This window comes from Streptomyces sp. NPDC090108, from assembly GCF_044747185.1.
Lineage (GTDB): Bacteria > Actinomycetota > Actinomycetes > Streptomycetales > Streptomycetaceae > Streptomyces.
The window spans coordinates 1,076,223-1,100,422 of record NZ_JBIVDQ010000003.1 but is presented as its reverse complement, the minus strand read 5'-3'; the positions used below and the strand labels follow the sequence as shown (position 1 = coordinate 1,100,422).

General features: G+C 72.7%; 19 protein-coding genes, 1 pseudogene and 1 riboswitch. Of the genes and pseudogenes, 7 read left to right on the top strand and 13 right to left on the bottom strand.

Annotated features, from left to right (window positions below; genetic code table 11):
• Nucleotides 1-67: 67 nt before the first annotated feature.
• The 3 genes and pseudogenes from ACIPRD_RS15105 (at nucleotide 68) to ACIPRD_RS15095 (ending at nucleotide 3,019) form a co-directional block, all read left to right on the top strand.
• Nucleotides 68-541, top strand: a complete 474-nt coding sequence (locus tag ACIPRD_RS15105; protein ID WP_037684412.1) for a bifunctional nuclease family protein — start codon at nucleotides 68-70, stop codon at nucleotides 539-541.
• Nucleotides 542-803: 262 nt separating this feature from the next.
• Nucleotides 804-1,448 carry a MerR family transcriptional regulator gene (locus tag ACIPRD_RS15100; RefSeq protein ID WP_356411844.1) on the top strand — a complete coding sequence of 215 codons (645 nt, stop codon included), beginning with the start codon at nucleotides 804-806 and terminating at the stop codon, nucleotides 1,446-1,448.
• Nucleotides 1,449-1,572: 124 nt separating this feature from the next.
• Nucleotides 1,573-3,019 (top strand): annotated as a pseudogene (locus tag ACIPRD_RS15095) (DNA polymerase IV).
• On the opposite strand, the gene ACIPRD_RS15090 reads toward ACIPRD_RS15095, so the two are convergent.
• Nucleotides 2,941-3,312: a PRC-barrel domain-containing protein gene (locus ACIPRD_RS15090; protein WP_356411841.1), complete on the bottom strand. Its 372-nt coding sequence runs from the start codon at nucleotides 3,310-3,312 to the stop codon at nucleotides 2,941-2,943. The pseudogene ACIPRD_RS15095 and the gene ACIPRD_RS15090 overlap by 79 nt on opposite strands.
• A gap of 119 nt (nucleotides 3,313-3,431) precedes the next feature.
• A riboswitch (glycine riboswitch) is annotated at nucleotides 3,432-3,525 on the top strand.
• A 176-nt stretch (nucleotides 3,526-3,701) separates the two neighbouring features.
• Between ACIPRD_RS15090 and gcvP the strand changes: the two genes are divergently transcribed.
• On the top strand, nucleotides 3,702-6,587 hold the full coding sequence (gene gcvP, locus ACIPRD_RS15085; protein WP_401563137.1) for an aminomethyl-transferring glycine dehydrogenase: 2,886 nt from the start codon (nucleotides 3,702-3,704) through the stop codon (nucleotides 6,585-6,587).
• 103 nt (nucleotides 6,588-6,690) lie between these two features.
• On the opposite strand, the gene ACIPRD_RS15080 is transcribed toward gcvP, so the two are convergent.
• The 4 genes from ACIPRD_RS15080 to modA are packed head-to-tail and all read right to left on the bottom strand — an operon-like array spanning nucleotide 6,691 to nucleotide 9,980.
• The gene (locus tag ACIPRD_RS15080; protein WP_356411835.1) at nucleotides 6,691-7,110 is read right to left on the bottom strand and encodes a TOBE domain-containing protein; all 420 of its coding nucleotides are present in this window, start codon (nucleotides 7,108-7,110) and stop codon (nucleotides 6,691-6,693) included.
• 37 nt (nucleotides 7,111-7,147) lie between these two features.
• Entirely contained in the window at nucleotides 7,148-8,233 is a 1,086-nt protein-coding gene (locus tag ACIPRD_RS15075) for an ABC transporter ATP-binding protein (protein WP_356411832.1), read from the bottom strand.
• A gap of 59 nt (nucleotides 8,234-8,292) precedes the next feature.
• Entirely contained in the window at nucleotides 8,293-9,150 is an 858-nt protein-coding gene (locus ACIPRD_RS15070; protein WP_356411829.1) for an ABC transporter permease, read from the bottom strand.
• Complete coding sequence (gene modA, locus ACIPRD_RS15065; RefSeq protein WP_356411825.1) at nucleotides 9,147-9,980, bottom strand: molybdate ABC transporter substrate-binding protein; 834 nt, start codon at nucleotides 9,978-9,980, stop codon at nucleotides 9,147-9,149. Before modA ends, ACIPRD_RS15070 begins: the two co-directional genes overlap by 4 nt.
• A gap of 204 nt (nucleotides 9,981-10,184) precedes the next feature.
• Here modA and ACIPRD_RS15060 point away from each other — a divergent pair, with 204 nt between their 5' ends.
• Nucleotides 10,185-10,697, top strand: coding sequence for a molybdopterin-dependent oxidoreductase (locus tag ACIPRD_RS15060; RefSeq protein WP_356411822.1), 513 nt, complete (start codon nucleotides 10,185-10,187; stop codon nucleotides 10,695-10,697).
• 191 nt (nucleotides 10,698-10,888) lie between these two features.
• Here ACIPRD_RS15060 and ACIPRD_RS15055 read toward each other — a convergent pair whose 3' ends face one another.
• The 6 genes from ACIPRD_RS15055 to ACIPRD_RS15030 form a co-directional block, all read right to left on the bottom strand.
• Nucleotides 10,889-11,284 carry a helix-turn-helix transcriptional regulator gene (locus ACIPRD_RS15055; RefSeq protein ID WP_356411819.1) on the bottom strand — a complete coding sequence of 132 codons (396 nt, stop codon included), beginning with the start codon at nucleotides 11,282-11,284 and terminating at the stop codon, nucleotides 10,889-10,891.
• A 135-nt stretch (nucleotides 11,285-11,419) separates the two neighbouring features.
• Nucleotides 11,420-13,372, bottom strand: a complete 1,953-nt coding sequence (locus ACIPRD_RS15050) for an amino acid transporter (RefSeq protein WP_401563136.1) — start codon at nucleotides 13,370-13,372, stop codon at nucleotides 11,420-11,422.
• A gap of 381 nt (nucleotides 13,373-13,753) precedes the next feature.
• Complete coding sequence (locus ACIPRD_RS15045; protein ID WP_401563134.1) at nucleotides 13,754-14,311, bottom strand: hypothetical protein; 558 nt, start codon at nucleotides 14,309-14,311, stop codon at nucleotides 13,754-13,756.
• A 175-nt stretch (nucleotides 14,312-14,486) separates the two neighbouring features.
• Nucleotides 14,487-15,017 carry a universal stress protein gene (locus ACIPRD_RS15040; RefSeq protein ID WP_356403127.1) on the bottom strand — a complete coding sequence of 177 codons (531 nt, stop codon included), beginning with the start codon at nucleotides 15,015-15,017 and terminating at the stop codon, nucleotides 14,487-14,489.
• A 583-nt stretch (nucleotides 15,018-15,600) separates the two neighbouring features.
• Complete coding sequence (locus tag ACIPRD_RS15035) at nucleotides 15,601-15,807, bottom strand: DUF5999 family protein (protein ID WP_356403130.1); 207 nt, start codon at nucleotides 15,805-15,807, stop codon at nucleotides 15,601-15,603.
• 326 nt (nucleotides 15,808-16,133) lie between these two features.
• Nucleotides 16,134-16,718: a hypothetical protein gene (locus tag ACIPRD_RS15030; RefSeq protein ID WP_356403133.1), complete on the bottom strand. Its 585-nt coding sequence runs from the start codon at nucleotides 16,716-16,718 to the stop codon at nucleotides 16,134-16,136.
• 579 nt (nucleotides 16,719-17,297) lie between these two features.
• Here ACIPRD_RS15030 and ACIPRD_RS15025 point away from each other — a divergent pair.
• Nucleotides 17,298-18,815, top strand: coding sequence for a glutamate--cysteine ligase (locus tag ACIPRD_RS15025; protein ID WP_356403136.1), 1,518 nt, complete (start codon nucleotides 17,298-17,300; stop codon nucleotides 18,813-18,815).
• Between the two features lie 434 nt (nucleotides 18,816-19,249).
• Here ACIPRD_RS15025 and ACIPRD_RS15020 read toward each other — a convergent pair whose 3' ends face one another.
• Nucleotides 19,250-21,046, bottom strand: coding sequence for a GAF domain-containing protein (locus ACIPRD_RS15020; protein ID WP_401563203.1), 1,797 nt, complete (start codon nucleotides 21,044-21,046; stop codon nucleotides 19,250-19,252).
• Between the two features lie 201 nt (nucleotides 21,047-21,247).
• Nucleotides 21,248-22,333, bottom strand: coding sequence for an alcohol dehydrogenase catalytic domain-containing protein (locus tag ACIPRD_RS15015; RefSeq protein WP_356403143.1), 1,086 nt, complete (start codon nucleotides 22,331-22,333; stop codon nucleotides 21,248-21,250).
• Nucleotides 22,334-22,717: 384 nt separating this feature from the next.
• Between ACIPRD_RS15015 and ACIPRD_RS15010 the strand changes: the two genes are divergently transcribed.
• The gene (locus ACIPRD_RS15010) at nucleotides 22,718-24,067 is read left to right on the top strand and encodes a nitroreductase (RefSeq protein ID WP_401563131.1); all 1,350 of its coding nucleotides are present in this window, start codon (nucleotides 22,718-22,720) and stop codon (nucleotides 24,065-24,067) included.
• Nucleotides 24,068-24,200 lie beyond the last annotated feature (133 nt).

The window sequence follows — 24,200 nt, the reverse complement described above, 5'->3', positions numbered from 1 at the left end:
CCCCGGATCGGGCACCTGTTCCCGGCCCGACTACCCAAACGTCCCGGGCACGGCCTAGGGTTGCTGTGTGAACGAGCTCGATGTCGTAGGTGTCCGGGTCGAAATGCCCTCGAACCAACCGATCGTGCTCCTGCGCGAAGTGGGGGGCGACCGTTACCTCCCCATCTGGATCGGGCCGGGGGAGGCGACGGCGATCGCTTTCGCCCAGCAGGGCATGGCCCCTGCCCGGCCGCTGACCCACGACCTGTTCAAGGACGTGCTGGAGGCCGTCGGCCAGGAGCTGACCGAAGTACGCATCACCGATCTGCGTGAGGGCGTCTTCTACGCGGAGCTGGTCTTCGCCAGCGGCGTCGAGGTCAGTGCCCGCCCGTCCGACGCCATAGCGCTCGCCCTGCGTACCGGAACGCCGATCTTCGGCAGTGACACGGTGCTCGACGACGCGGGCATCGCCATTCCGGACGAGCAGGAGGACGAGGTGGAGAAATTCCGCGAGTTCCTCGACCAGATCTCGCCCGAGGACTTCGGCACCAGCAGCCAGTGAACCGCCGCCGTCCGCACGGACGGTGGACCCGGGAGCGGTCGCCGGGGGGCCTGCCGGCGGGGCCGGGGGATGGCAATTGCCACCGTCCCGTGAGAGAGTCCTACGTCCTCCCGCGACGGCATTCGGCTAGCCTTTCCCCGCGGTGGGACACGGGAAACCACTCCTGGGGTGATTATCACTCGGCGTGCCGAGCGCGGCGATCGTTGACGCACCCCTGGTGACTGCCTACCGTCGAGAAGGCAGGTCAAGGACGGAGGTCGGCGTGAGAACCAGCGGCGACGGTACGGCCGGGGGTGCCCCCGGACCCGGTTTCGGGGCGAGCGGGCCGTACCGGCTTCAGGGCAGCGCGGCCGAATCCGCCCCGCAGCGGCCGACGGCGGTGCCCGACGGCGGAGGGGCGGCGCCCATGGCGTCCGAGGAGATCGGATACCGCGGTCCCACGGCATGCGCGGCCGCGGGCATCACCTACCGGCAACTCGACTACTGGGCCCGCACGGGTCTGGTCGAACCGAGTGTGCGGCCCGCCCACGGGTCGGGCACACAGCGCCTCTACAGCTTCAGGGACGTCGTCGTCCTGAAGATCGTCAAGCGCTTCCTGGACACGGGTGTCTCCCTCCAGAACATCCGCACCACCGTGCAGCACCTCAGGGAGCGCGGATTCCGCGATCTCGAGCGGATGACGCTCATGAGCGACGGCGCCACGGTCTACGAGTGCTCGTCTCCCGACGAGGTGCACGCCCTCCTCCAGGGCGGGCAGGGCATCTTCGGGATCGCGGTCGGCGTGGTGTGGCGGGACGTGGAGAGCGCCCTGTCGCAGCTGCACGGCGAGCGTGTGGACACCGGGGAGACGCTGGTCGGGCAGAACCCCGCGGACGAGCTGGCGCGGCGGCGCAACCGGGCGGTCTGACCGCGAGGTCGCCCGGCCGTCGGGTCCCGCGGTCGCGGTGCCGGCCGGGCGGCTCCCGGACACGGCGCGCGGCCCGGGTGCCCCTGCCGGTGCGTTGTCAGTGGCGTGGTGCAGCATCGGAGATGTGAGAAACGCTCCCACGATCCTGCATCTCGACATGGATGCCTTCTTCGCCTCGGTGGAGCAGGCGTCCAAACCGAGTCTGCGCGGCAAGGCCGTGGTCGTGGGCGGGCTCGGACCGCGCGGTGTGGTCGCCACCGCGTCGTACGAGGCACGGGTCTTCGGAGTGCACTCGGCGATGCCCATGGCCCAGGCGCGCCGCCTCGCGCCCAACGCCGCGTATCTCGTACCGCGCTTCTCCCTGTACCGGTCGGTCAGCGAGCGGGTGATGGCCCTGCTGCGGGAGCTGTCGCCGCTGGTGGAGCCGCTGAGCCTGGACGAGGCGTTCGTCGACCTGGAGGCCGGGGGAACGGCCTGTGACGAGGAGTCGGCGCGGCGGGCCGGGTCCGGACTGCGCGCGGACATACGGGCGGCCACGGGACTGACCGGGTCGGTGGGGCTCGCGGCCTCCAAGATGCTCGCCAAGATCGCGTCGGAGCAGGCCAAGCCCGACGGCCTGGTGCTCATCGAGCCCGGGACCGAGCGGGCGCTGCTCGGTCCCATGCCGGTGCGGACGCTGCCCGGGGTGGGGCCGGCCACCGGGGATCATCTGCGCAGGGCCGGGATCACCACCGTGGAGGAGCTCGCCGAGGCGGGCGAGGACGAGCTGGTCCGGCTGGTCGGCAAGGCGCACGGGCACGGCCTGTACGCCATGGCGCTGGCCCGCGACGACCGGCCCGTGGTGGCCGAGCGCGAGACCAAGTCGGTGTCGGTCGAGGACACCTACGACGTGGACATCCACGACAGGCTGCGGGTGGGCCTGGAGGTGCAGCGGCTCGCCGACCGGTGCGTGGGCCGGCTGCGCGGGGCCGGCCTGTCGGGGAGGACCATCGTGCTGAAGGTCCGACGGTACGACTTCTCGACGCTGACGCGCTCCGAGACGCTCCGCGGCCCCACCGACGACCCCGCCGTGATCCGGGAGGCGGCCGCGCGGCTGCTGGAGTCCGTGGACACCACCGGCGGGGTGCGGCTGCTCGGGGTCGGCGTCTCCGGGCTCGCCGACTACACGCAGGAGGACCTGTTCGCCCAGGCGATGCCCGCGCCGGGCGCGGAGACTCCGGGCGAGGCCGTACGACCGGCCGAGGACAGCCCCCCGGAGCCCGAGGAGCGGCAGTGGCGCGCCGGACACGATGTACGGCACGCCGAGTACGGGTACGGATGGGTGCAGGGCAGTGGCGTGGGGCGGGTGACCGTGCGCTTCGAGACGCCGCAGTCGGAGCCGGGCCGGGTGCGGACGTTCCTGGTGGGGGATCCCGCGCTGGAGGCGGCAGATCCGCTGCCGCTGGTGGCGGAAACCGGTCCGTGAGGGGCGCCGGCCCGCCGCAGGGCCGGTTCAGGCGTCCTCGGTGCCCGCCAGCTTGCCGAAGTCGTGGTCGGGGACGGCGGGAGGCGCGGCCACGTCGAGGCCGTAGTGGTGGTAGAGCTGGAGTTCCTGGTCGGGGGAGAGGTGACGGCCGACACCGAAGTCGGGGGCGTCCTTGATGAGGGCCCGCTCGAAGGGGACCCTGAGCGTGCCCTCGACCAGTTCGCTGGGCTCCAGAGGGACGAACGCGTCCCGCGAGAACAGACCGGTGCGTATGGCCGCCCACTCCGGCACGCCCGTCGCGTCGTCGAGGTACACCTCGTCGACCGTGCCGATCTTGGTGCCGTTGCGGTCGAACGCCTTGCGGCCGATCAGATTGCGCGGATCGATGTCGGTACGCACGGTCCCTCTCCCTCCACGTGGTCGCAACTCATCCGTAAGCACTACGAAAGAGCACATCGAGGGAGGCGGCCACTCGAAGCCTCCGGCGTTGACCTCGCTGGTAGTCTGACAACGGCTGCTGACCCCGTGCGGGAGAGTCCTCCGAGCAGTCGGAGGCGCCGAAGGAGCAACTCCTCCCCGGAATCTCTCAGGCCCCCGTACCGCACGGACGAGGTCACTCTGGAAAGCAGGGCGGGCGTCACCGACACCCGTTCTCACCGACGGTGAAAGCCGGGACCCTCGGGTACCCGGTGAAGCTCTCAGGTTCGAGATGACAGAGGGGGAGGCCGTCCGGGCACCCGCGCCGCGGTGCCCCTCGCAGGTCGTGTCAGACCAGGAGGCCTCCGTTCATGACCGCCCATCGCATTCCGCTCACCGAGCTCGAAGCCGGCATTCCGTTCGAGCAGCGCCACATCGGCCCCGACCAGGAGTCGCTGGCCAAGATGCTCGCGCAGGTCGGTTACGGCTCTCTCGACGAGCTGACCGCCGCCGCGGTCCCGGATGTGATCAAGAACGCCGACGCCCTCGACCTCCCGGGCGCCCGCACCGAGGCCGAGGTGCTCGCCGAACTGCGCGGGCTCGCCGACCGCAACCAGGTCCTCGGTTCCATGATCGGACTCGGTTACCACGGCACCTTCACCCCGCCCGTCATCCTGCGCAACGTCATGGAGAACCCCGCCTGGTACACGGCCTACACGCCGTACCAGCCGGAGATCTCCCAGGGCCGCCTCGAGGCCCTGCTGAACTTCCAGACGACGGTCGCCGACCTCACGGGCCTGCCCACCTCCGGCGCCTCCCTCCTCGACGAGGGCACCGCCGCCGCCGAGGCCATGGCGCTGTCCCGCCGCATGGGCAGGAACAAGAAGGGCCTGTTCCTGATCGACGCGGACACGCTGCCGCAGACCATCGCCGTCATCGAGACCCGCGCCGAGCCGACCGGCGTCGAGGTCGTCGTCGCCGACCTCAGCGAGGGCATCCCGGCCGGCATCGCCGAGCGTGACATCAACGGCGTGCTCCTGCAGTACCCGGGCGCCTCCGGTGCCGTACGCGACCTCAAGCCGGTCATCGACCAGGCGCACGAGCTGGGCGCGCTCGTCACGGTCGCGGCCGACCTGCTGGCCCTCACCCTGCTGACCTCGCCCGGTGAGCTGGGCGCGGACATCGCCATCGGCACCACCCAGCGCTTCGGCGTGCCGATGGGCTTCGGCGGCCCGCACGCCGGCTACATGGCGGTGCACGAGAAGTTCGCCCGCAGCCTGCCCGGCCGCCTGGTCGGTGTCTCCGTCGACGCCGACGGCAACAAGGCTTACCGGCTGGCCCTGCAGACCCGCGAGCAGCACATCCGCCGCGAGAAGGCCACCAGCAACATCTGCACCGCGCAGGTGCTCCTCGCCGTCATGGCCGGCATGTACGCCGTCTACCACGGTCCCGAGGGCCTGCGGACGATCGCCCGCCGCACCCACCGCTACGCCGCGATCCTCGCCGAGGGCCTGAAGCGGGCCGGCGTCGAGATCGTCCACGGCGCCTACTTCGACACCCTCACGGCCCGTGTCCCCGGCGGGGCCGCCGAGGTCGTCGCCGCCGCCTGTGAGAACGGCGTCAACCTGCGCCTCGTCGACGCCGACCACGTCTCCATGGCCTGCGACGAGACGACGAACCGCGCCCAGCTCGCCGCCGTCCTCTCCGCCTTCGGCGCCGAGGGCGATGTGGAGGCGCTCGACGCGGCCGCCGCGGAGGCGCTGCCCGAGGCCCTGCTGCGCGGCGACGACTACCTGACCCACCCGGTCTTCCGCGAGCACCGCTCCGAGACCGCCATGCTGCGCTACCTGCGCAAGCTGTCCGACCGGGACTACGCGCTCGACCGCGGCATGATCCCGCTCGGCTCCTGCACCATGAAGCTCAACGCCACCACCGAGATGGAGCCGGTCACCTGGCCGGAGTTCGGGCAGCTGCACCCCTTCGCGCCCGCCGGCCAGGCCGAGGGCTACCTCACGCTCATCCACGAGCTGGAGGACCGCCTCGCCGAGGTCACCGGGTACGACAAGGTCTCCCTCCAGCCGAACGCCGGTTCGCAGGGCGAGCTGGCCGGTCTGCTGGCCGTGCGCGGCTACCACCGCGCCAACGGCGACGAGCGGCGCGTCGTCTGCCTCATCCCCTCCTCCGCGCACGGCACCAACGCGGCCAGCGCCGTGATGGCCGGCATGAAGGTCGTCGTCGTGAAGACCGCCGAGGACGGCGAGATCGACGTCGAGGACCTGCGCGCGAAGATCGAGCAGCACCGCGACGAGCTCGCCGTGCTGATGATCACCTACCCGTCGACGCACGGCGTCTTCGAGGAGCACGTCGCCGACATCTGCGCCCAGGTCCACGACGCGGGCGGCCAGGTGTACGTCGACGGCGCCAACCTCAACGCCCTGGTCGGCCTCGCCAAGCCCGGTCACTTCGGCGGCGACGTCTCCCACCTCAACCTGCACAAGACCTTCTGCATCCCGCACGGCGGCGGCGGCCCCGGCGTCGGCCCGGTCGCGGTCCGCGAGCACCTCGCGCCGTACCTGCCCAACCACCCGCTCCAGCCGGCCGCCGGTCCGGAGACGGGCGTCGGCCCGATCTCCGCGGCGCCGTGGGGCAGCGCGGGCATCCTGCCGATCTCGTGGGCCTACGTGCGCCTCATGGGCGGCGAGGGCCTGAAGCGGGCCACGCAGGTCGCGGTGCTCTCCGCCAACTACATCGCCAAGCGCCTGGAGCCGCACTTCCCGGTGCTCTACACCGGCCCCGCCGGTCTCGTCGCGCACGAGTGCATCGTCGACCTGCGTCCGCTGACCAAGGCCACCGGCGTGAGCGTGGACGACGTGGCCAAGCGCCTCATCGACTACGGCTTCCACGCGCCGACCATGTCCTTCCCGGTGGCCGGCACGCTGATGATCGAGCCTACCGAGTCGGAGGACCTCGGCGAGCTGGACCGGTTCTGCGACGCGATGATCGCCATCCGTGCCGAGATCGACAAGGTCGGCTCCGGTGTCTGGCCCGCGGAGGACAACCCGCTGCGCGGCGCCCCGCACACCGCCGCCGCGCTCGGCGGCGAGTGGACCCACGCCTACACCCGTGACGAGGCCGTCTTCCCGGCCGGTGTCTCGGCCGCCGACAAGTACTGGCCGCCGGTGCGCCGCATCGACCAGGCCTTCGGCGACCGCAACCTGGTGTGCTCCTGCCCGCCGCTGGACGCCTACGAGGACTGACCGCCGGCCGCGGCCCCTTCTCGTGAGGGCCGTGTGAGGTGACACGACCGGCCCCGCCCGGACATCCGGGCGGGGCCAGTCGTGTCCTGGGGGCCGTCCGGATTCAGACGGCGGCCAGGGACACCTCGGTCGACTTGATCAGGGCCACCACCGGATCACCGGCCTTCAGCCCCAGATCGTCCGCCGACTCCAGGGTGATGGCGGAGGTCAGCTCACCCCCGTCGACCGCGACCTTGACCGCGGCCATGGCCGTGCCGCAGGCCACGTCGCTGACCGTGCCCGGCAGCTGGTTGCGGATCGAGACGCGCTCCAGCGGCTCGGTGGCGAGGGACACCTCGGTCGACTTCACCAGGGCGCGCACGGAGGACCCCTCGGTGAGCCCGAGGTCCTTCACCGACTCCAGGGTGATCGCCGCGGTCAGGTCCTGTCCGCCGGTGAGCCGGAGCCTGACGGTCGCCATGGCCTCGCCCCGCTGGATCGCCGTGACGGTGCCGGGCAGCTGATTACGGATGCTCAAGGTCATGAACGCACACCGTAGCGGCCCCGGCCCGTCAGGAGCCTCAGGCGGGATAGGCGTGCGTCTGCGTCGCCTTCACGGTCGCCCAGACCGGCGTACCCGGGTGGAGGTCCAGCTCGGCGGCGGCCACCGTGGTGAGGTCGGCGGCCAGGGAGAGCTCGCCGGTCAGATCGGCGCGGATCCGGTCGCCGTGCGTCTCCAGCCCCGCGACCTCGCAGCGCCACAGGTTGCGCGCGCTTCCGCCCTCCGGCCGCTCCGTGAAGAGTGTGACCGCGTCCGGCGGGAAGGCCACGAACACCGGTCCGGACAGGTCCTCCGTGGTCGTGACCGAGGGCCCGGCATCCAGTCGTACCGTCGGCCCCTGCGCACGGCCGCGGTACAGGTTCAGGCCGACGAGCTGGGCGATGTAGTCCGTGCGCGGACGGCGGGCGATGTCGGAGGGGGCACCCTCCTGGACGATCCGGCCGTCCTCGATGACCACGAGCCGGTCGGCGAGCACCATGGCGTCCAGCGGGTCGTGCGTGACCAGCACGGCGACGGCCTCGAACTCGGCGAGGTGGCGGCGCAGCTGGGCGCGGACCTCCAGGCGGGTACGGGCGTCCAGCGCGGCGAGCGGCTCGTCCAGGAGCAGCAGCCGGGGCTTGGTGGCCAGCGCCCGGGCCAGCGCGACACGCTGGGCCTGCCCGCCGGAGAGGCGGCGCGGTCTGGCGCCCGCGTGCTCGCCCAGGCCCATCCGGTCCAGCCAGACGGCGGCCTGCGCACGTGCCTCGGCCTTGCCCAGGCCCTGGCAGCGCGGCCCGAAGGCCACGTTGTCCAGCGCGGACAGGTGCGGGAACAGCAGATAGTCCTGGAAGACCACGCCGACCGGCCGGGACTCGGGGGGAGTGCGCTCCAGCGGGTCGCCGTCCAGCCGCAGATGCCCGTCGCCGAGCGGGACCAGGCCCGCGAGCGCGCGCAGAGCGGTGGTCTTGCCGGCCCCGTTGGGGCCGAGCAGCGCCACGACGTCCCCGGGCGCGGCGGACAGGGCCACGTCCAGCCGGAAGGAGCCGCGGTCCACGACGAGACGGGCGTCGAGTCCCTGCTCGTCCGCGGTCCCGAGGGAAGCCGTGGGCACGTCGGTGTCGGTCATGAAGCGGGTGTCCTCCAACGGCACGGTCGGGGCGGGCGTCTTCCATCCTCGCCGCAACGTCACGCTCCTGTCATCCAGCGGTCCCGCAGGCCCGCCAGGACCGCGATGGACACGGTCAGCAGGACCAGGCTGAGGGCGATGGCCGCCTCGGGGTCGTTCTGCATGGCGAGGTACACCGCGAGCGGCATCGTCTGGGTACGGCCGGGGAAGTTGCCGGCGAAGGTGATGGTCGCGCCGAACTCACCGAGCGCGCGGGCCCAGGCCAGCACGGCGCCCGCGGCGATGCCGGGCGCGATGAGGGGCAGGGTGACCCGGCGGAACGCGGTGAAGCGGGAGGCGCCCAGGGTGGTGGCCGCCTCCTCGAAGCGCGGGTCGGCGGCGCGCAGGGTGCCCTCGACGCTGATCACCAGGAACGGCATCGCGACGAAGGCCTCGGCGATCACGACCCCGGTCGTGGTGAACGGCAGGGTGATGCCGAACCAGGCGTCCAGCCACTGGCCGACGACCCCGTTGCGGCCGAGGGCGAGCAGCAGCGCCACACCGCCCACCACGGGCGGCAGGACCAGGGGCAGCGTCACCAGGGCGCGGACGACACCGCGGCCCGGGAACTCGGTGCGGGCCAGCAGCCACGCCAGCGGCACCCCCAGCACCAGGGCCACCGCGGTGGCCAGGGTGGCGCTGATCAGGGACAGCTGGAGCGCCTGCCACACCTCGGTGCTGGTGAGCTGGTCCGGCATGCTGCCCCAGGGCGCGCGGACGAGCAGCGCGACGAGGGGGAGCAGGAGGAACACCAGGCCCAGCAGGCCCGGCACGAGCAGCGGGAGCGGCACGCCGCGCCGGCCCGAGCCGACGCGGCCGCGCCGCGGCCGGCCTGTGCGGGAGCCGGACGCGGCGCGTGCCTTGTCGAGTGAGGTCACGGCTTGAGGAAGCCGGCCTGGTTGAGGACCTTCTGGCCGTCGGCCGACTGCACGAGGGCGATGAACGCCTTGGCGGTCTCCGTGTTCTTCGAGTCCTTCAGCAGGGCGATCGGGTAGTCGTTGATCGCGTTGGCGGACTCGGGGAACTCCACGCCCTCCACCTTGTCGCCGGCGGCCTTCACGTCGGTCTTGTAGACGACCGCCGCGTCGGCCTCCTTCAGCTCGACCTTGTTGAGGGCGGACTTGACGTCCTGCTCGTAGGAGGCGGGGGTGAGCTTGAGGTGGCTGGCGTCGAGGGCCTTCTGCGCGGCGGCGCCGCACGGCACCGTCTTGTCGCACAGGACGACCTTCATGTCGGACTTGGTGAGGTCCTTCAGGGAGGCGACCTTGTCCGGGTTGCCCGGCAGGGTGGCGATCTCGAGCTGGTTGCGGACGAAGGTGGCGGGGGTGCCGGTGGCGTCGCCCTTGTCCGTCACGATCTTCATCGTCTTGGGGCTGGCGGCGGCGAACACGTCCGCCGGGGCGCCGCTGGTGATGCTCGCGGCGAGGGCGTCGCTGCCGCCGAAGTTGAAGCTCACCTTGGTGCCGGGGTGCTGCTGCTCGAACTGCTTGCCGAGCGTCGTGAAGCTCTCCTTCAGGGAGGCGGCCGCGAACACGGTGACGTCGCCCGAGAGCTTGGGGGAGGCGGAACTGGAGGCCGCAGTGTCGGACTTGTCCGACTTGGGGCTTGACGAGTCGTTGTTGGAGGAGCAAGCGCTCAGCGCCATCAGAGCGACGGCTCCCACGCCGGTCAGCTGCAGGAGGCGGGTCCGGCGCGTGGAACGGGTCATCACGTATCTACTCCTCAAAATGTCTGGAACAGCTGGCTTGCCCTTCCAAGGCCGGGATTCGGCCACGCGACGATAATACTGCTGCATTTGCCAGACGTAATCCCTCTGTCGCGCCGCATGAGCCGGAAGAGACTGGTTTAGAGCTGGCATATGCGTTTGCGCAGGACTATTGCGCGGGTAGGGATTCGGGGGAGGTGGTCGTTCGTGGAGCTCGCGCAACTCGACCTGACCGGGGATCTCGCCCGGCCCGCGAGGCTGACCGTGCGGGACCTTCTGCGCTGGCCGCAGCACCGTGCGGACGTCACCTTCGACTGCGCCACCAGCGGTCCCCAGCGGCACGGCTTCACCGGCCCGCGCCTGTACGACGTACTGGCCGGCGCCGGCCCCGGTTTCGATCCGGCGCGGCGCAAGGACCGGCTGCGCTTCCTCATCGCCGTCATGGGCGTCGACGGGCACCACGCCCTGCTCTCCTGGGCGGAGATCGACCCCGATTTCGCCGCCGCGCCCGTTCTTCTCGGTGTCACGATCGACGGGAATCCACTCGACGCCGCCGGTCCTCAACTGGTGCTTCCGCAGGATCGCTGCGGGGCCCGGCACATCAGTGGGATCACCGGAATCCGGGTGGACGGCGGCTATCGTTTCGCGGCCCTGTCCCAGGCTTCCGTCTCCGCCGCGAACGCGATCGTCGCGGACCGGGCGGCCGCGGCGGCTTCCTGACCGCGGATCCCCTCTGCGGGGCCGGATGGGTGAACTCGGCGTGGGCGTCGCTGTTCTGACGGTGAATACGCCGGACCGTCACCCGGCCGGACCAGGCGGGCGACGGGTGACCGGCACGGGACCGGGGCCCTGCGCGGGCCTGCTCTGGTGTCCCGTCGCGCGGACCCCTCAGCGGTGTGCCCTCGCCGGCTTCAGAAGCGGTCGATGTGCACGTTCGTGGACTTCACGCGTGCCGTGGCCTCCATGCCGACCTCCAGGCCGAGCTCCTCGACGGCCTCGCGCGTCAGCAGCGAGACGAGCCGGTGCGGGCCGGCCTGGATCTCCACCTGGGCGGCGACATCGCCGATCTTGATGGCGGTGACGATGCCGGGGAAGGCGTTGCGCACGGAGGTGTAGGAGGTCTCCTCCTCGCTCCCGCCGCTCTGGGCGAGCTCGACCGAGAACGCGGCGAGATCCTTGCCCGCGATGAGGCGTCGCCCGGACTCGTCGCGGTGCGTGGCCATCCGGCCCGCGTCAGCCCAGCGCCGGGCGGTGTCGGGGCTGACGCCGAGCAACCGTGCGGCCTGGCCGATCGTGTAGGACTGCATGCTCGCCACCCTAAAACCAACGGTCAGGAAGTGCGGACATGGGGTGGCATCGGGTTCGGCGCGGCAGCGCGCGGGACCGCCCGGATCCGGGGCGCGGGACGTGCCCGGCACCGGCCGCCGCTACGCCGTGTGGCCTCAGCCCGTATGGACGCGGGGGCGGCGCTTCCGGTCGGGTTCGGCCTCGCGGAGGACCTCGCGGGTGACCGGGGCGACCTCGCCCTGGCCGAAGAGGAAGAACCGCAGGAAGTTGGCGAAGGGGCTGCCCTCGGTCCACTCGAAGTAGATGTGCGGCGTGCGGCCCGTCACGTCCCTGACGTGCAGGAGGAGCGCGGCGAGGGCGTTCGGGATGGAGGAGGACTCCACCGTCAGCACCCGGTAGCGGTTGTGCAGCACGTCGCCGTGGACCTTCAGCCCGGTCTCGAACTCGGAGGGGTCGGTGACCGTGACCTCGACGAAGACGAAGTCCTCCTGCTCGGGCATGTCGTTGTCGGCGCGGATCTGCTCGATCTTGTCCCGGTACTCCGCCTTGTCGCGCTGATCGGGCTCGTTGGCGATGAACCGGATCTTGCGGCTGGCCATGTCCCGGACGAACCGCTCGGCCAGCGGGTCGAGCGACACGCTCGTGACCCGGAGTTCGAAGGCTCGGGCCAGCCGGGACAGCAGGGACACGAGCATGATGCCCGCGATGAAGCAGGCGCCGATCTTGACGCCGTCGGGGCGTTCGATGACGTTGACGACCGTCGTGTAGAGGAACACCGCCGAGATGACCGCGAAGGCGACGGTCCAGTGCCGCTGTCCCGCCTTGTGCGAGGCGATGGTCACGGCGATGGCGGCGGAGCTGATCAGTACCAGGACGCCGGTGGCGTACGCGCCGCCCTGCTTGTCGACGTTGGCGTCGAAGATCCAGGTGACGAGGAAGGCGATCAGGGTGAAGACGATGACCATCGGGCGGACGGCGCGCGCCCAGTGCGGGGCCATGCCGTAGCGGGGGAGGTAGCGGGGCATCAGGTTGAGCAGGCCGGCCATCGCGGAGGCGCCGGCGAACCACAGGATCGCGATCGTCGAGACGTCGTACACCGTGCCGAAGGCGTTGCCCAGGTACTCGTGGGCGAGGAAGGCGAGCGCGCGGCCGTTGGCCTGGCCGCCCGGCTTGAACTCCTGGGCCGGGATCAGCAGCGTGGTGATGAAGCTTGTGGTGATCAGGAAGCAGCTCATGATCAGCGCGGCGGTGGTCAGCAGCTTCTTGGTGTCCCGGATCCGGCCGGTCGGCCGTTCCTCGGTGTCGTCCGCGTCGCCCCGGACGTGGGGCATCACCGCGACGCCGGTCTCGAAGCCGGACAGGCCCAGGGCGAGCTTCGGGAAGACGATCAGAGCCACGCCGATCATCACGAAGACGTTGCCGTGCTGCACCGTCAGGGCGGTGGTCCAGTCGGTCACCACGTGTGCGGTGGTGAGGACGTGCCACAGCCCGACGACGACCACGACGACGTTGAGCAGGAGATAGATGCCGACGAGGGCGACGGCGACGCCGACGGCTTCGAGGAAGCCTTTGAGGAACACCGCGCCGAGCAGGGCCACCAGGAAGAGGGTGATGACCATCTGGTAGCCGTGGAGGGTGCTGGTGAGGTGGGGGTTCTCCACGAGGTGGGTGGAGGCGTCGGCGGCCGACAGGGTGATGGTGATGAGGAAGTCGGTGGCGGCGAAGCCGAGCAGGGTGAGGACGAACAGCTTGCCCTTCCAGAAGGACAGCAGCCGCTCCAGCATGGCGATGGAGCCTTCGCCGTGCGGGCTCTCCTCGGCCACGCGCCGGTAGACCGGGAGCGCGCCGGCGAGGGTGACGATCACCAGGACGATGGTGGCGATGGGCGAGAGAAGTCCGGCCGCGAGGGCGGCGATTCCGGGCTGGTAGCCGAGGGTGGAGAAGTAGTCGACACCGGTCAGGCACATCACCCGCCACCAGCGCTGCCCCTTGTGTCCTGGCTCCTCCTCGGCCTGCGGGCCGTTCTGGCCACCGCCCTTGCCCATGTCGGACAGCCCCTCCAGCATCCAGGCGCGCAGGCGACTGGGGGGGTGTTCGGTCGTGGCCATCGGCGTGCTCCTGGTGTGCGGCTCAGCTGTTTTCGGCCATCGCGCGGACGGCCGCACCAGCGTAAGCGGAGAGTGACGCCTTGGCTCACGCGTCAGGCTTCCGGGGGCGTCAATCTTGCGTTAAGAATGGCCCGGCGGACGGGGTACGGCGACGATAAGCCGAGGCCCGGAGCCTGACACGAACGGGTTGTGGGGTCTGTGACGGTGCGGGGGAGGGGAGGCTCCGGATCGGCGGTTCGGACACCGAGCGTCATCTCGTACGGCAGTTCCATGCTGCCTTGGGCAGGCCCGATCCGCAGCCTCAGGGCAGGCGTTTCGGCCACTTGGACGCCCGGCGTCCGGGGCCCGCCATGGCGCGGGCCGCGGCGGGGCGGGCGCCGGCTACTCCAGGCCCGAGCTCCGGAACACCGTCAGCGCCGTCTCCCGGTCCACGCGCCGTGCGAGCCGGTGCAGGGCGGTCGTCCCGGACAGCAGGGTGCCCGCCGCCTCGGACCGGCGTATGCCCTCGTCGAGGCGGTACCAGAGCTCCGGATTGCGGATCAGCACGTCGGGGTCGATCTCGACCCGGACGCCGAACGCGTCGCGCAGGATCAGGCGCGGGCAGACGCCCTCCAGGGGACGTGCCGCGACCAGCATGTCGGTACGGACACGGCGCGTACGCAGCGGCCGGCGCGCGGCGAGCCAGCCCTCACCGGCGCTGACCCGGGCGGGGAGCAGCACCAGGAAGAGGAGCAGGGCCAGCGTGACCCACAGGACGCAGCGCCATCCGCTCAGGGTGCCGGCCGCCCGGTCGATGAGCAGGAGCATGCCGAGCAGCCCGGCGGCACAGCGCGCCGAACTGCGCAGACTCCTCGGCCAGTCGCGGTCGTGCACGACGGCACCGGGGCCGCGCCCGCGGGTGGCGGCCGTCTGCGGACGGGTCTCGTCGCGATGCTCCATACCCACGACGGTAGAGGGGACAGGGCGCCCTGGCACGGTGCCGATCGGACCTTGACGGGAGCCTGACGGCGGCTTACGGGATGGTCTCCCCGATCCTCGCGGGTCCGCCAGGGAGGAGACGCCCCCCAGGGGTTCTCGGCGCGGTCCGGACGCGGCGCCGTCGCCCGTGGTCCTGTCACAGGCCCCGGGTGTCCATGCGCAGGTGCCAGGCGTTGCGCCGGTGGACGGCCACCAGGTCGGACTCCAGCGGCGACGGCGGTACGGCGAGGACCGGGCATCCGGCGTGGGCGAGGCAGTGCCGGCAGACCCGGCCGGAGAAGGCGCGGTGCAGTCCGCGCCGGCCGGCGCCCACGACCAGGAGGTCGCTCTCCCGGTCCGCGACCGCGACCAGGGCCCGGCCGGGAGCGCCGCGCACGACGAGGCCGTGCAGGGGGACGCCCGGCCCCTCCTCGCCGAAGATCTCGTCGAGCACCGCGGTCAGCCGCTGACCGGCCAGCCGCTGCCATTCCTCGGCCATCGCGCCGGACGCGGTGGACCGGCGTCCGGCGGGGTCGCCGCCGGGCGGTTCCCACGCCAGCACCGCCCACAGCTCGGCCCTGAGGCTCCGGGCGAGCGCCGCCGCCCGGCGCAGCGCCGTGACGCTGCCCAGGGAGCCGCTCACTCCGACGAGTACCCGGACGGTCGACGAGGCCTCGTAACCGGACATGACTGCACCGTTCCATCCGCCGTTCCTCACGGGTGCCCGCGGGTGTCTCCTGGTGTCTCCCGGCGGGCGGGTCCGCTCGCGTGGCTTCCTCCTCCATCCCACTCCCGCGCGGGCGATCCGACCAGCCGGCGGCGCACGGGGTCACGGATGCCGGGCGGGTGGTCGCGCTCGGTGTCCGCCGAAGGGCGGGCCGTCCCGGCTCCGGGGCGGCGCTGTTCGCGGCTCGGGGCGGCACCCGGTCTCCGGAGCGGGACGGCTCGGCACGGCAGTTGCCGGGCGGGTGGTCGCGGCTCGGTCGCGGGGGCGGGGCGGGGGCGGCCTTGGTACGAGCGCAGGGGCGGAGGCGATCTCGGTACGGGCGCGGAGGCGACGAGGGAGTGGGGCGCCCGGGTGTCGCGGGCGTTGCCGAGACGGCGCGGGGGTGTGCGGAAGGGGCCGAGGCGGCGCGGGGGTGCGTGGAAGGGGCGGAGGCGAGCGCCGGACGGCGGGGCGGCTCCGGACGCACGTCGGGGCCGGTGCGCACCGTCGGTGTGCGGGCCGGCCCCTCAGGTCGCAGGGTGGACTCGCGCCCACCCGGGAATGCTCAGGCCGCGGTCATCACGTGATCCGCGCCCAGCGGGCGGTGCGGGGCGATGACCCGGCCGTCGGGCAGAAGCTCACCCGTGTCCTCGAAGAGGAGGACGCCATTGCACAGCAGACTCCACCCCTGTTCCGGGTGGTGCGCCACATGGCGGGCGGACTCCCGGTCGGCGGACTCGGCTGACGGGCACGGCGGCTGGTGCTGGCACATGGGTGGAATCTCTCGCTCTGTCGTGGTCATGTCCGTCCCCCGTGGTGATGAGTCGGTCGGAACCCAGTGTTGCCCTCCGGACGTCATTCCGCAGGGATTTCACGGCACCGCTTCGTCACTGGTTGATGACGCATCACCCGGCCGGGCGGTTCATTCCAACTGGCCTGTCCCTTTGGGTGGTTCGCAGTGGTCGGATAGGGCTAGTCCGCCCGGGGAGGCGCGTACCCCGCCGCCGTCCGGGAGGCCGGTACCGGCAGGCGGGGTACGTGTCGTGGAACCGGGTCGTGCGCCGGGGCGGCGGGGCCGGCGGCCGCGCCGCACGCCGGTCAGGCGGGTGAGCCGAGCAGGGGCAGCCGGGTCGCCCTGAGGGTCAGCACGGGGAGCAACTCGGAGACATGGTAGGGCCGGTGGGCGGAGATGCCCGGCGGTGCCGGCGCGAGCGGGATCAGCAGGTCGGTGTCGGCCGGGTGGCCCTCGGCGGGGTCGGCGGTGGCGTCCCCGTGGAGCCACAGGGTGAGCATGTAGAGGCCGGGCACGGAGAGCAGCCGGGGCTGGTACGGCTGCGGTACGGCCTCGGCCTGCTCCAGCGCCCGTTCGGTGGACGTGATGTAGGGGCCCTCGAAGAAGTGCGAGAAGGCCCAGCCGTCGGGAGTGAGCATGGTGTCGGCCGCGGCCACCGCGCGTTCGCCGCACCGGATCAGGAACCGCCAGCCGGTCAGCCGGGTGGCGGACAGGCCCTGCGCGGTGATCCGGTCCAACGTGTGCACGGCAAGCGGGAGTTCGGGCGTCGCGGGACCCTGTGCGGCGCGCAGGGAAGGGGTTCGTGCCTCGCGGACCGCGGTGGGGGAACCGAGGGCCGTGAGGACGGAGCGATGTGCGGGCGCGGGGGCGGGGGGCACGTGCAGTGGCATGGTGGGTCGCCTCTCGTTCGACAGGCGCGGCGGCGCGTTGAGGGTGTGGCGGACGGCGCTGTCTGCTCACGGGGTGCGGCCTGGGGGGAGGGGGCCCGGTCGGTGTACGCGGGTGCGGCTGACCTGCCGCCCGTCACCTTGACGGTCGGATCACGGCAGGAACACGGCTTGACCGGTACGGGGGCGCCAGCCACTTCGGCCTTGTTTCGCGAAGTTTATACGAGACGCCTTCGGGGGTTGATTCGTCTATCGGCTTCCCGTGGACCGCGCAAGGGTTCATTCAGTCGTTGTTTTGCGCGGGTCATCCCGATTTCCGGTCCGGGGTGCGCCGCTGACCTCGAAATATTTCGCCGGCGCGGACGGCCGATAGTCATCGGCGTTTTTCACGAGGCGATCAGGGCACACGGGTGAGTGTGAAGCCGCATGCCTCGTGAATGTGCCTCCGGACACATTCCGACAGAGTAGCGGGCGGCGGTGTCCGGCGGGGCGTTATCGATCGCTTCCGCTGGGCATCATCCCACCTGACCCGGTACCCGGCGGCCCGATCCGGGGCCCGCCCGAGCGAGGAAGGACACGTCGATGGGGGAGAAGGTCGACGCCGTGGAGTTCGACCTGTCCGATCGCCGACGGTACCGAGAAAAGCTCCAGAAGTGCCTGATGGGACTGGAGCGACTGCTGGCCGAGAAGCGGTTCGACCGTCCGAAGAACCTCATGGGCCTGGAGATCGAGCTGAATCTCGCAGGCCGTGACGCGCAGCCGAGAATGCTGAACGGTCAAGTACTCGAACGCATCGCGAGCCGTGATTTCCAGACCGAACTCGCGCGGTTCAATCTGGAAGTGAACATCGCCCCGCACCGCCTGGGCGGACGGGTTTTCGACCGGCTCTCCGAGGAACTGCGCACGTCCCTCGCATATGCCGACCGCAAGGCCGGCGAAGTGGACGCCGGAATCGTGATGATCGGCATCCTGCCCACGCTCGGTCCCGACGACCTGGTCTCCGGCAACCTCTCCGAGGTCGACCGCTACGCCCTCCTCAACGACCAGATCGTGGCCGCCCGCGGGGAGGACTTCCGGCTCGACATCGACGGCGTCGAGCACCTGTACTGCACCGCGAAGTCCATCGTCCCCGAAGCCGCCTGCACCTCGGTGCAGCTCCATCTCCAGGTCACCCCGGGCCGGTTCGCCGATGTGTGGAACGCCGCGCAGGCCGCCTGCGCGGCGCAGATCGCCGTCGGCGCCAACTCGCCCTTCCTGTTCGGGCACGAGCTGTGGCGCGAGTCCAGGCCGCCGCTGTTCCTCCAGGCCACCGACACCCGCCCGCCCGAACTCCAGGCACAGGGCGTACGGCCGCGCACCTGGTTCGGTGAGCGCTGGATCACCTCCGCGTACGAGCTGTTCGAGGAGAACCTGCGCTACTTCCCGGCCCTGCTGCCGATCTGCGACGACGAGGAACCGCTGGAGACCCTGGACGCCGGCGGCGTTCCCCGGCTCGCCGAACTCGTCCTGCACAACGGCACGGTGTACCGCTGGAACCGGCCCGTGTACGACATCGCGGACGGCGTGCCCCACCTGCGCGTGGAGAACAGGGTGCTGCCCGCCGGGCCCACCGTCACCGACGTGATCGCCAACGCGGCCTTCTACTACGGCCTGGTGCGCTCCCTCGCCGAGGAGGCGCGCCCGGTGTGGACCCGGCTGCCGTTCCGGGCGGCCGAGGCCAACTTCGACGCGGCCTGCCGGCACGGGATCGACGCCCGGTTCGTGTGGCCGCGGCGCGGACGCTACGGCGGCACGGCCGAGGTCGACGCGGTCACCCTGGTCCGCGACGAACTGCTGCCGCTCGCCGCGGCCGGACTGGACGCGTGGGGTGTCGAACCCGCCGACCGCGACTTCTACCTCGGCGTCATCGACGAACGGTGCCGCCGGCGGGTCAATGGCGCGTCCTGGCAGGCGGCCACCTTCCACCGGGCCCTGGAGCAGGGCGCGACCCGCGAGGCCGCGCTGGCCGCCACGACACGCAGGTACGCCGAGCTGATGCAGGCGGGCGAGCCGGTGCACACCTGGCCGGTCGGCCTGCCGGAGGCCGCGGCCCTCGGCTGAGACGGAGGCAGGCGGGGCACGCGGGGCACGCCGGCCCGGGTGCCCCGGCACCGGTCACGCGGGGTACGCCGACCCCGGGTCCCCCGCTCGGGTACGCCGGCACCGCGCCCCCGGCCCGGGTACGCCGGTACCCCGGGTCCCCCCCCGCTCGGGTACGCCGGCACTCCCGGTCCCCCGCCCGGGTACCCCTGCACTCCGGTCCCCGCCCCGCTCGGGTACGCCGGCACTCCCGGTCCCCCCGCCCGGGTACGCCGGCACCCCGGTACGGTCGAACGGGTCGTAGCGGCGCGCGCGCCCGCAGGAGCCCGGGCCTGAGAGCGAGGTGCTCCGCCGCCGCACCGCCCTCGTCGCAGGGGCGCGGACCGGAACCCCTCGGCCCGGCCGGTCCGGAAGCGGCTGTCGGCCACGCGCCACGGGCCGCCGCGTCGCCGTGCTCAGCCACTCTGGCCGGGTGGTTCCGGTCCCCGGTCCGCCCGGTCCCCGACACCCCGGGGCGCCGGGGACCGGGCGGACCGGGGTGCCCGCGTCTCCTGCTCGCCGGGCGCCCGCACAGGCAGCGGCACCCGCCACCGCAGTTCGGTGCCCGCGCCGTCGGCGGAGGTCACGTCGAGCCGCCCGCCGAGCTTCTCCGCGCGCTCCGCCATGTTGAGCAGGCCTCCGCGCCGGGCGCCCGGTGCGATGCCCACCCCGTCGTCGAGGACCGTCAGGCACACCTCGTGGCCGTCCGTCGTGAGCGCCACCCGGACATGGTCCGCGCGGGCGTGCCGGGCGACATTGGTGAGGGCCTCGGTCAGCACGGCCACCACGTGGTCGGCGATCACGGGCGGCACGTCCGTGTCGACCAGCCCCTCCATGCGCAGTGCGGGGGTGAGGCCGAGCACCGGGGCGGCCGCGCCGACCGCCTGCACGATCCTGGCCCGCAGTCCGGCCGCGGCGGGTCCCCGGTGCGACCGGAGACCGAAGATCGTCGATCTGATGATCTTGCAGGTCTCGTCCAGGTCGTCCACCGCGCGCAGCACCCGCTCGGAGGCCTCCGGATGGTCGATGAAGCGGCAGGCGCTCTGCAGGGTCATCCCCGCCGCGAACAGCCGTTGGACGGCGAGGTCGTGCAGGTCCCGCGCGATGCGGTCGCGGTCCTCCAGGAGCGCGATCTGCTGGGCGTCGCGTCTGCGGTCGGCGAGTTCCATCGCGATCGCGGCCTGCGCGGCGAAGCTCTGCAGCATCTCGGTCTCCTTCTGCAGGAAGACCGGCTGCCCGGACTCGCGGGCCACCAGCACCACGCCGCGCACCCCGCCCTCGCCGGTGCCGATCGGCACCGCCACCGCGGGACCGAGCCCGCCGAACCGCGGCGGCTCGGGGTCGATGCGGACGTCGTGGGCCACGTCGTCGCTCGCGGCCGGGGCCCCGGAGCCGTAGGCGAGCCCCATCAGGGTCCTGTCCACCGGCAGCACCAGCCCGCGATGCGCCTCCGCGTCGACGCCCAGGGCGATCTCCACGGTGAGCGAGCGGCCGCCCGTCATGGGAACGGCGACCGCGGCCAGGGCGGAGCCGGAGATGTCCCGGGCGCGCTCGGCGATCAGGCCCAGGGACGCGGCGCTCTCGCTTCCGGACATCAGGCTGTGCCCGATCTCCGCGTTCGCCACGAGCCAGCGTTCGCGGAGCCGCGACTCCTCGTACAGGCGCGCGTTGTCGATGGCGACGCCCGCGGCGACCGCGAGCGTGGAGAGCACCGACTCGTCCTCCTCGTCGAACTCCGCGCCGCCGCGCTTCTCGGTCAGGTAGAGATTGCCGAAGACCTGGCCGCGGATGCGGATCGGGACGCCGAGAAAGCTCTCCATCGAAGGGTGGCCGGGCGGGAAGCCGTACGAGGACGGGTGGGCGGAGAGCTTCGCGAGGCGCAGCGGCTCGGGACGCCGGATCAGTTCGCCGAGGATGCCGTGCCCCTGCGGGTAGGGGCCGATCGCGGCGATCCGTTCGGCGCCGACGCCCGCCGTGTGGAAGGCGGAGAGCCGGGTGCCGTCCGGTCCGATGACGCCGAGGGCGGCGTACTCGGCGTCCACGAGGACCGCCGCCGCCTCGACGATGGAGTGCAGGACCTGTTGCAGGTCGAGCTCCCGGCCGACGGCGAGGACGGCCTCCAGCAGGCTGCGGACCCGGTCCTGGGTGCTGCGGGCGGCGTCGATCCGGGCCTGGAGCTCCTCGAGCAGTTCGTCGAGCTTCAGACGCGGCATCCGTACGCGGGGCTCATCCGGGCCTTCCACCACGTCGTCCCTCCAGGTCCGTGGACGCGGGGACCCGGCTCCGGCGGGTCGGCTTCAGCCTAGCCGCCGTACGGCGGGAACGGCGGTGGAAGCGGCGGTTCCCGGGCACGCCACGCCCGTGAGCGGGACGGTCCGGGGGAGCGGACCGTCCCGCCCGGGGACCGGGCACCGTCACAGCTGGCTGTGGCAGTCCCTGGTCACCGCCACGTCCGCGTGGCGGGCGTCGCCGAGCACCACCTTGAGCGCGGCGGTCCCGGCGGCGTGCGAGAAGACGTCGTAGGCCTCCTCCATCTGCTGGAGCGGGAACGTGTGGGTGATGAGCCGGTCGCACGGCAGGCGCCCGGCGGCGGCCGTCCTCAGGAGCTCCGGGGTGGAGTACGTGTCGACCAGACCGGTCGTGATCGTCACGTCCCTGATCCACAGGTCCTCCAGATGCAGCGTGACCGGCCTGCCGTGCACCCCGATGTTGGCCACGCGACCGCCCGGCCGGACCACCCGGGTGCACAGTTCGAAGCTCTCCGGCACGCCCACGGCCTCGACGGCCGTCTCCGCCCCGAGTCCGCCGGTCAGATCGGCGACCAGCTGCGCCGCGTCGTCCCCCGGGTCGGCCACGGCGTCGGCGCCGAACAGCCGGGCGGTCTTCAGCCGGAAGGGATCCGGGTCGACGACGATGATCCGCTCGGGGGAGAACAGCCTGGCGGCCGCCACCACCGCCAGACCGATGGGGCCCGCGCCGACGACGACCACCGTGTCCGCGGGCCGCACGCACCCGTTGAGCACCCCCACCTCGTACGCCGTGGGCAGCACGTCCGCCAGGAGGACGGCGTCCGCGCTGTTCAGCCCGGCGGGCAGCACATGCAGGGACAGGTCCGCGAACGGCACCCGGACGTACTCTGCCTGGGTCCCGTCGACGAGGTGCCCCAGGAGCCAGCCGCCCCCGCCCAGGCACTGGCCGTAGCGGCGCTCGCGGCAGTAGGCGCAGCGGCCGCAGGCCGAGATGCAGGAGACGACGACGCGGTCCCCGGGCCGCACCGTACGCACCTCGCTGCCGGTCTCGACGACCTCTCCGACCGCCTCGTGCCCGAGGACCGTGCCCGGAGGGACCTCCGGAACGTCGCCCTTGAGGATGTGCAGATCCGTTCCGCAGATGGTGACCGCGCCGACCTTCACGACGGCGTCGGCCGGGTCCTTGATCACGGGGTCCGGTACGTCCTGCCAGGACGCCTGCCCCGGCCCGTGGAAGACGAAGCCTTTCATCGTGCTCCTCACCCTTCCCGGCCGGTCGGCCGCTGGATCGTGCGCGACCGGTACGGCCCCGGAACCGGCCGCCTCCAGCATCGCCGGTACCCGCGTGCCGCGGCATGGGCCGGGAGGCCCCTGTGCGCGGCCGGACGGTCCGGATCCCGGCCGTGCTCGGGGTGCGGCGCAGGGTGCGGGGGCGGGTGCGGTGGTGGCCCTCGCCTCCCGACCCGATGCGCCCCGGAAGGCCGGGCGGAGCACTGAACCGGGTTCCGGCCGGCGCCGCCCCGGGCCCTTCGGAGCCCGGGACAGGGACCAATGGCCCCTGCGGGACACGGCCCCCGCAGGCTTTCCTGGAACCGGCGCCCCCGTACGAAGCGCCGCGGCTGCAAGGAGGCGACGATGAGCGTTCCCGCACCGGCCGGGGAAACGGGCCCGGCGACACCCCCCGGGACCGCCCGCACCCCGTGGCTCCCCGCCGACGACGGCCACGGCCGGGACGGCGGCGACGGCGCGGCGGGGACCGCGCGCGCCCTCGACGTGGAGGTCGTACGGACACTCGTGGCGGCGGCCTCGGCCGCGCCGTCGCTGCACAACGCCCAGCCCTGGTCCTTCCGCTTCCTGACGGCCGAGGCCGTCCTGCGTCTGTACGCCGACCGGACGCGCGCCCTGCCCAGGACCGACCCGGCCGACCGGGGTCTTCACCTGGGCTGCGGGGCCGCGCTGTTCAACCTGCGCGTGGCCGCCGCCGCGTCCGGCCTGACACCCGCCGTCCGGCTGCTGCCGGACCCGGCCGACCCCACGCTGCTCGCGGAGATCCGGCCGCTCGGCCCGGGCGGTTCGGCCGGCCTGAGCGACCTGGGCGGTTCGGGCGGCCTTAGCGGCCCGGCCGGTTCGGGGGGCCCGGGTGACCTGGGCGGTTCGGGTGCTCCGAGCGGCCCGAGCGGCCCGAGCGGCCCGAGCGGCCCGAGCGGCCCGAGCGGCCCGAGCGGCCCGAGCGGCCCGAGCGGCCCGAGCGGCCCGAGCGGCCCGGGAGTGCCGGACGCGTCCCTCGCGGAGCTGTGGCCGGCGGTCGCCCGGCGGCACTCCAGCCGCTGTCCCTTCCGCGAGGACGACATCCCGGCGACCCTGACCGAGCGGCTGATCGATGCCGCGCACGCCGAGCGGGCCCAGCTGATCTTCCCCGGGCCCTGGCACGTCCAGTCGCTCCTGAACCTCATGGGCGACGCGGAACTCCTGCAGACGCTGGACCCCGCCGTGCGCGAAGAGACCGTCCGCTGGGCCAGGCTCCCGGAGCCCGGACCGGACCCGGACGTCCACCCGTACCTGGACCCGGACTCCGGACCGGACCCGGCGCCGGACGGTGTCCCGGCCGCCGCCTTCGGTCCCCGCGCGGGCCTTGGCGGCCCGTCCCCGGTGCGCGACTTCGCCGCCGGCCGCCGGGTTCCCGGCCGCGGCACGTCCGCGTTCGAGCGGCACCCGCGCATCGCCCTGCTGGGCACCGCCCACGACGGCCCCGCGGACTGGCTGCGCGCGGGACAGGCGCTGGAACGCGTCCTGCTCGTGGCGACCGCGAACGGGCTGGTCGCCTCCCTCACCTCGCAGCCCCTGGAATGGCCCGAACTGCGCTGGGTGGCCCGCGAGCCCGCCTCCGACATGGCCCATGTGCAGATGATCCTGCGGGTCGGCTACGGCCCTCAGGGGCGTCCGTCGCCCCGCCGCCCCGTCGACGACCTGCTCCACGTCGTCTGACCGGGCGTCACCGTCTCCCGGCCCGCGTGCCCCTCCGGCCCGCGTGCCCCTCCGGCTCGCGGGCCTCTTCGACCTGCGTGCCTCTCCCGCCTACGTGTCCCTCTCCCGCCTACGTGTCCCTCCTGCTCTCCGC

Excerpts from the sequence above, each read along its gene's own strand:
- gcvP (WP_401563137.1), top strand. The coding sequence starts at position 3,702 with ATGACCGCCCATCGCATTCCGCTCACCGAGCTCGAAGCCGGCATTCCG.
- ACIPRD_RS15080 (WP_356411835.1), bottom strand. The coding sequence starts at position 7,110 with ATGACCTTGAGCATCCGTAATCAGCTGCCCGGCACCGTCACGGCGATC.
- ACIPRD_RS15075 (WP_356411832.1), bottom strand. The coding sequence starts at position 8,233 with ATGACCGACACCGACGTGCCCACGGCTTCCCTCGGGACCGCGGACGAG.
- modA (WP_356411825.1), bottom strand. The coding sequence starts at position 9,980 with ATGACCCGTTCCACGCGCCGGACCCGCCTCCTGCAGCTGACCGGCGTG.
- ACIPRD_RS15055 (WP_356411819.1), bottom strand. The coding sequence starts at position 11,284 with ATGCAGTCCTACACGATCGGCCAGGCCGCACGGTTGCTCGGCGTCAGC.
- ACIPRD_RS15050 (WP_401563136.1), bottom strand. The coding sequence starts at position 13,372 with ATGGCCACGACCGAACACCCCCCCAGTCGCCTGCGCGCCTGGATGCTG.
- ACIPRD_RS15045 (WP_401563134.1), bottom strand. The coding sequence starts at position 14,311 with ATGGAGCATCGCGACGAGACCCGTCCGCAGACGGCCGCCACCCGCGGG.
- ACIPRD_RS15040 (WP_356403127.1), bottom strand. The coding sequence starts at position 15,017 with ATGTCCGGTTACGAGGCCTCGTCGACCGTCCGGGTACTCGTCGGAGTG.
- ACIPRD_RS15035 (WP_356403130.1), bottom strand. The coding sequence starts at position 15,807 with ATGTGCCAGCACCAGCCGCCGTGCCCGTCAGCCGAGTCCGCCGACCGG.
- ACIPRD_RS15030 (WP_356403133.1), bottom strand. The coding sequence starts at position 16,718 with ATGCCACTGCACGTGCCCCCCGCCCCCGCGCCCGCACATCGCTCCGTC.
- ACIPRD_RS15025 (WP_356403136.1), top strand. The coding sequence starts at position 17,298 with ATGGGGGAGAAGGTCGACGCCGTGGAGTTCGACCTGTCCGATCGCCGA.
- ACIPRD_RS15020 (WP_401563203.1), bottom strand. The coding sequence starts at position 21,046 with ATGCCGCGTCTGAAGCTCGACGAACTGCTCGAGGAGCTCCAGGCCCGG.
- ACIPRD_RS15015 (WP_356403143.1), bottom strand. The coding sequence starts at position 22,333 with ATGAAAGGCTTCGTCTTCCACGGGCCGGGGCAGGCGTCCTGGCAGGAC.
- ACIPRD_RS15010 (WP_401563131.1), top strand. The coding sequence starts at position 22,718 with ATGAGCGTTCCCGCACCGGCCGGGGAAACGGGCCCGGCGACACCCCCC.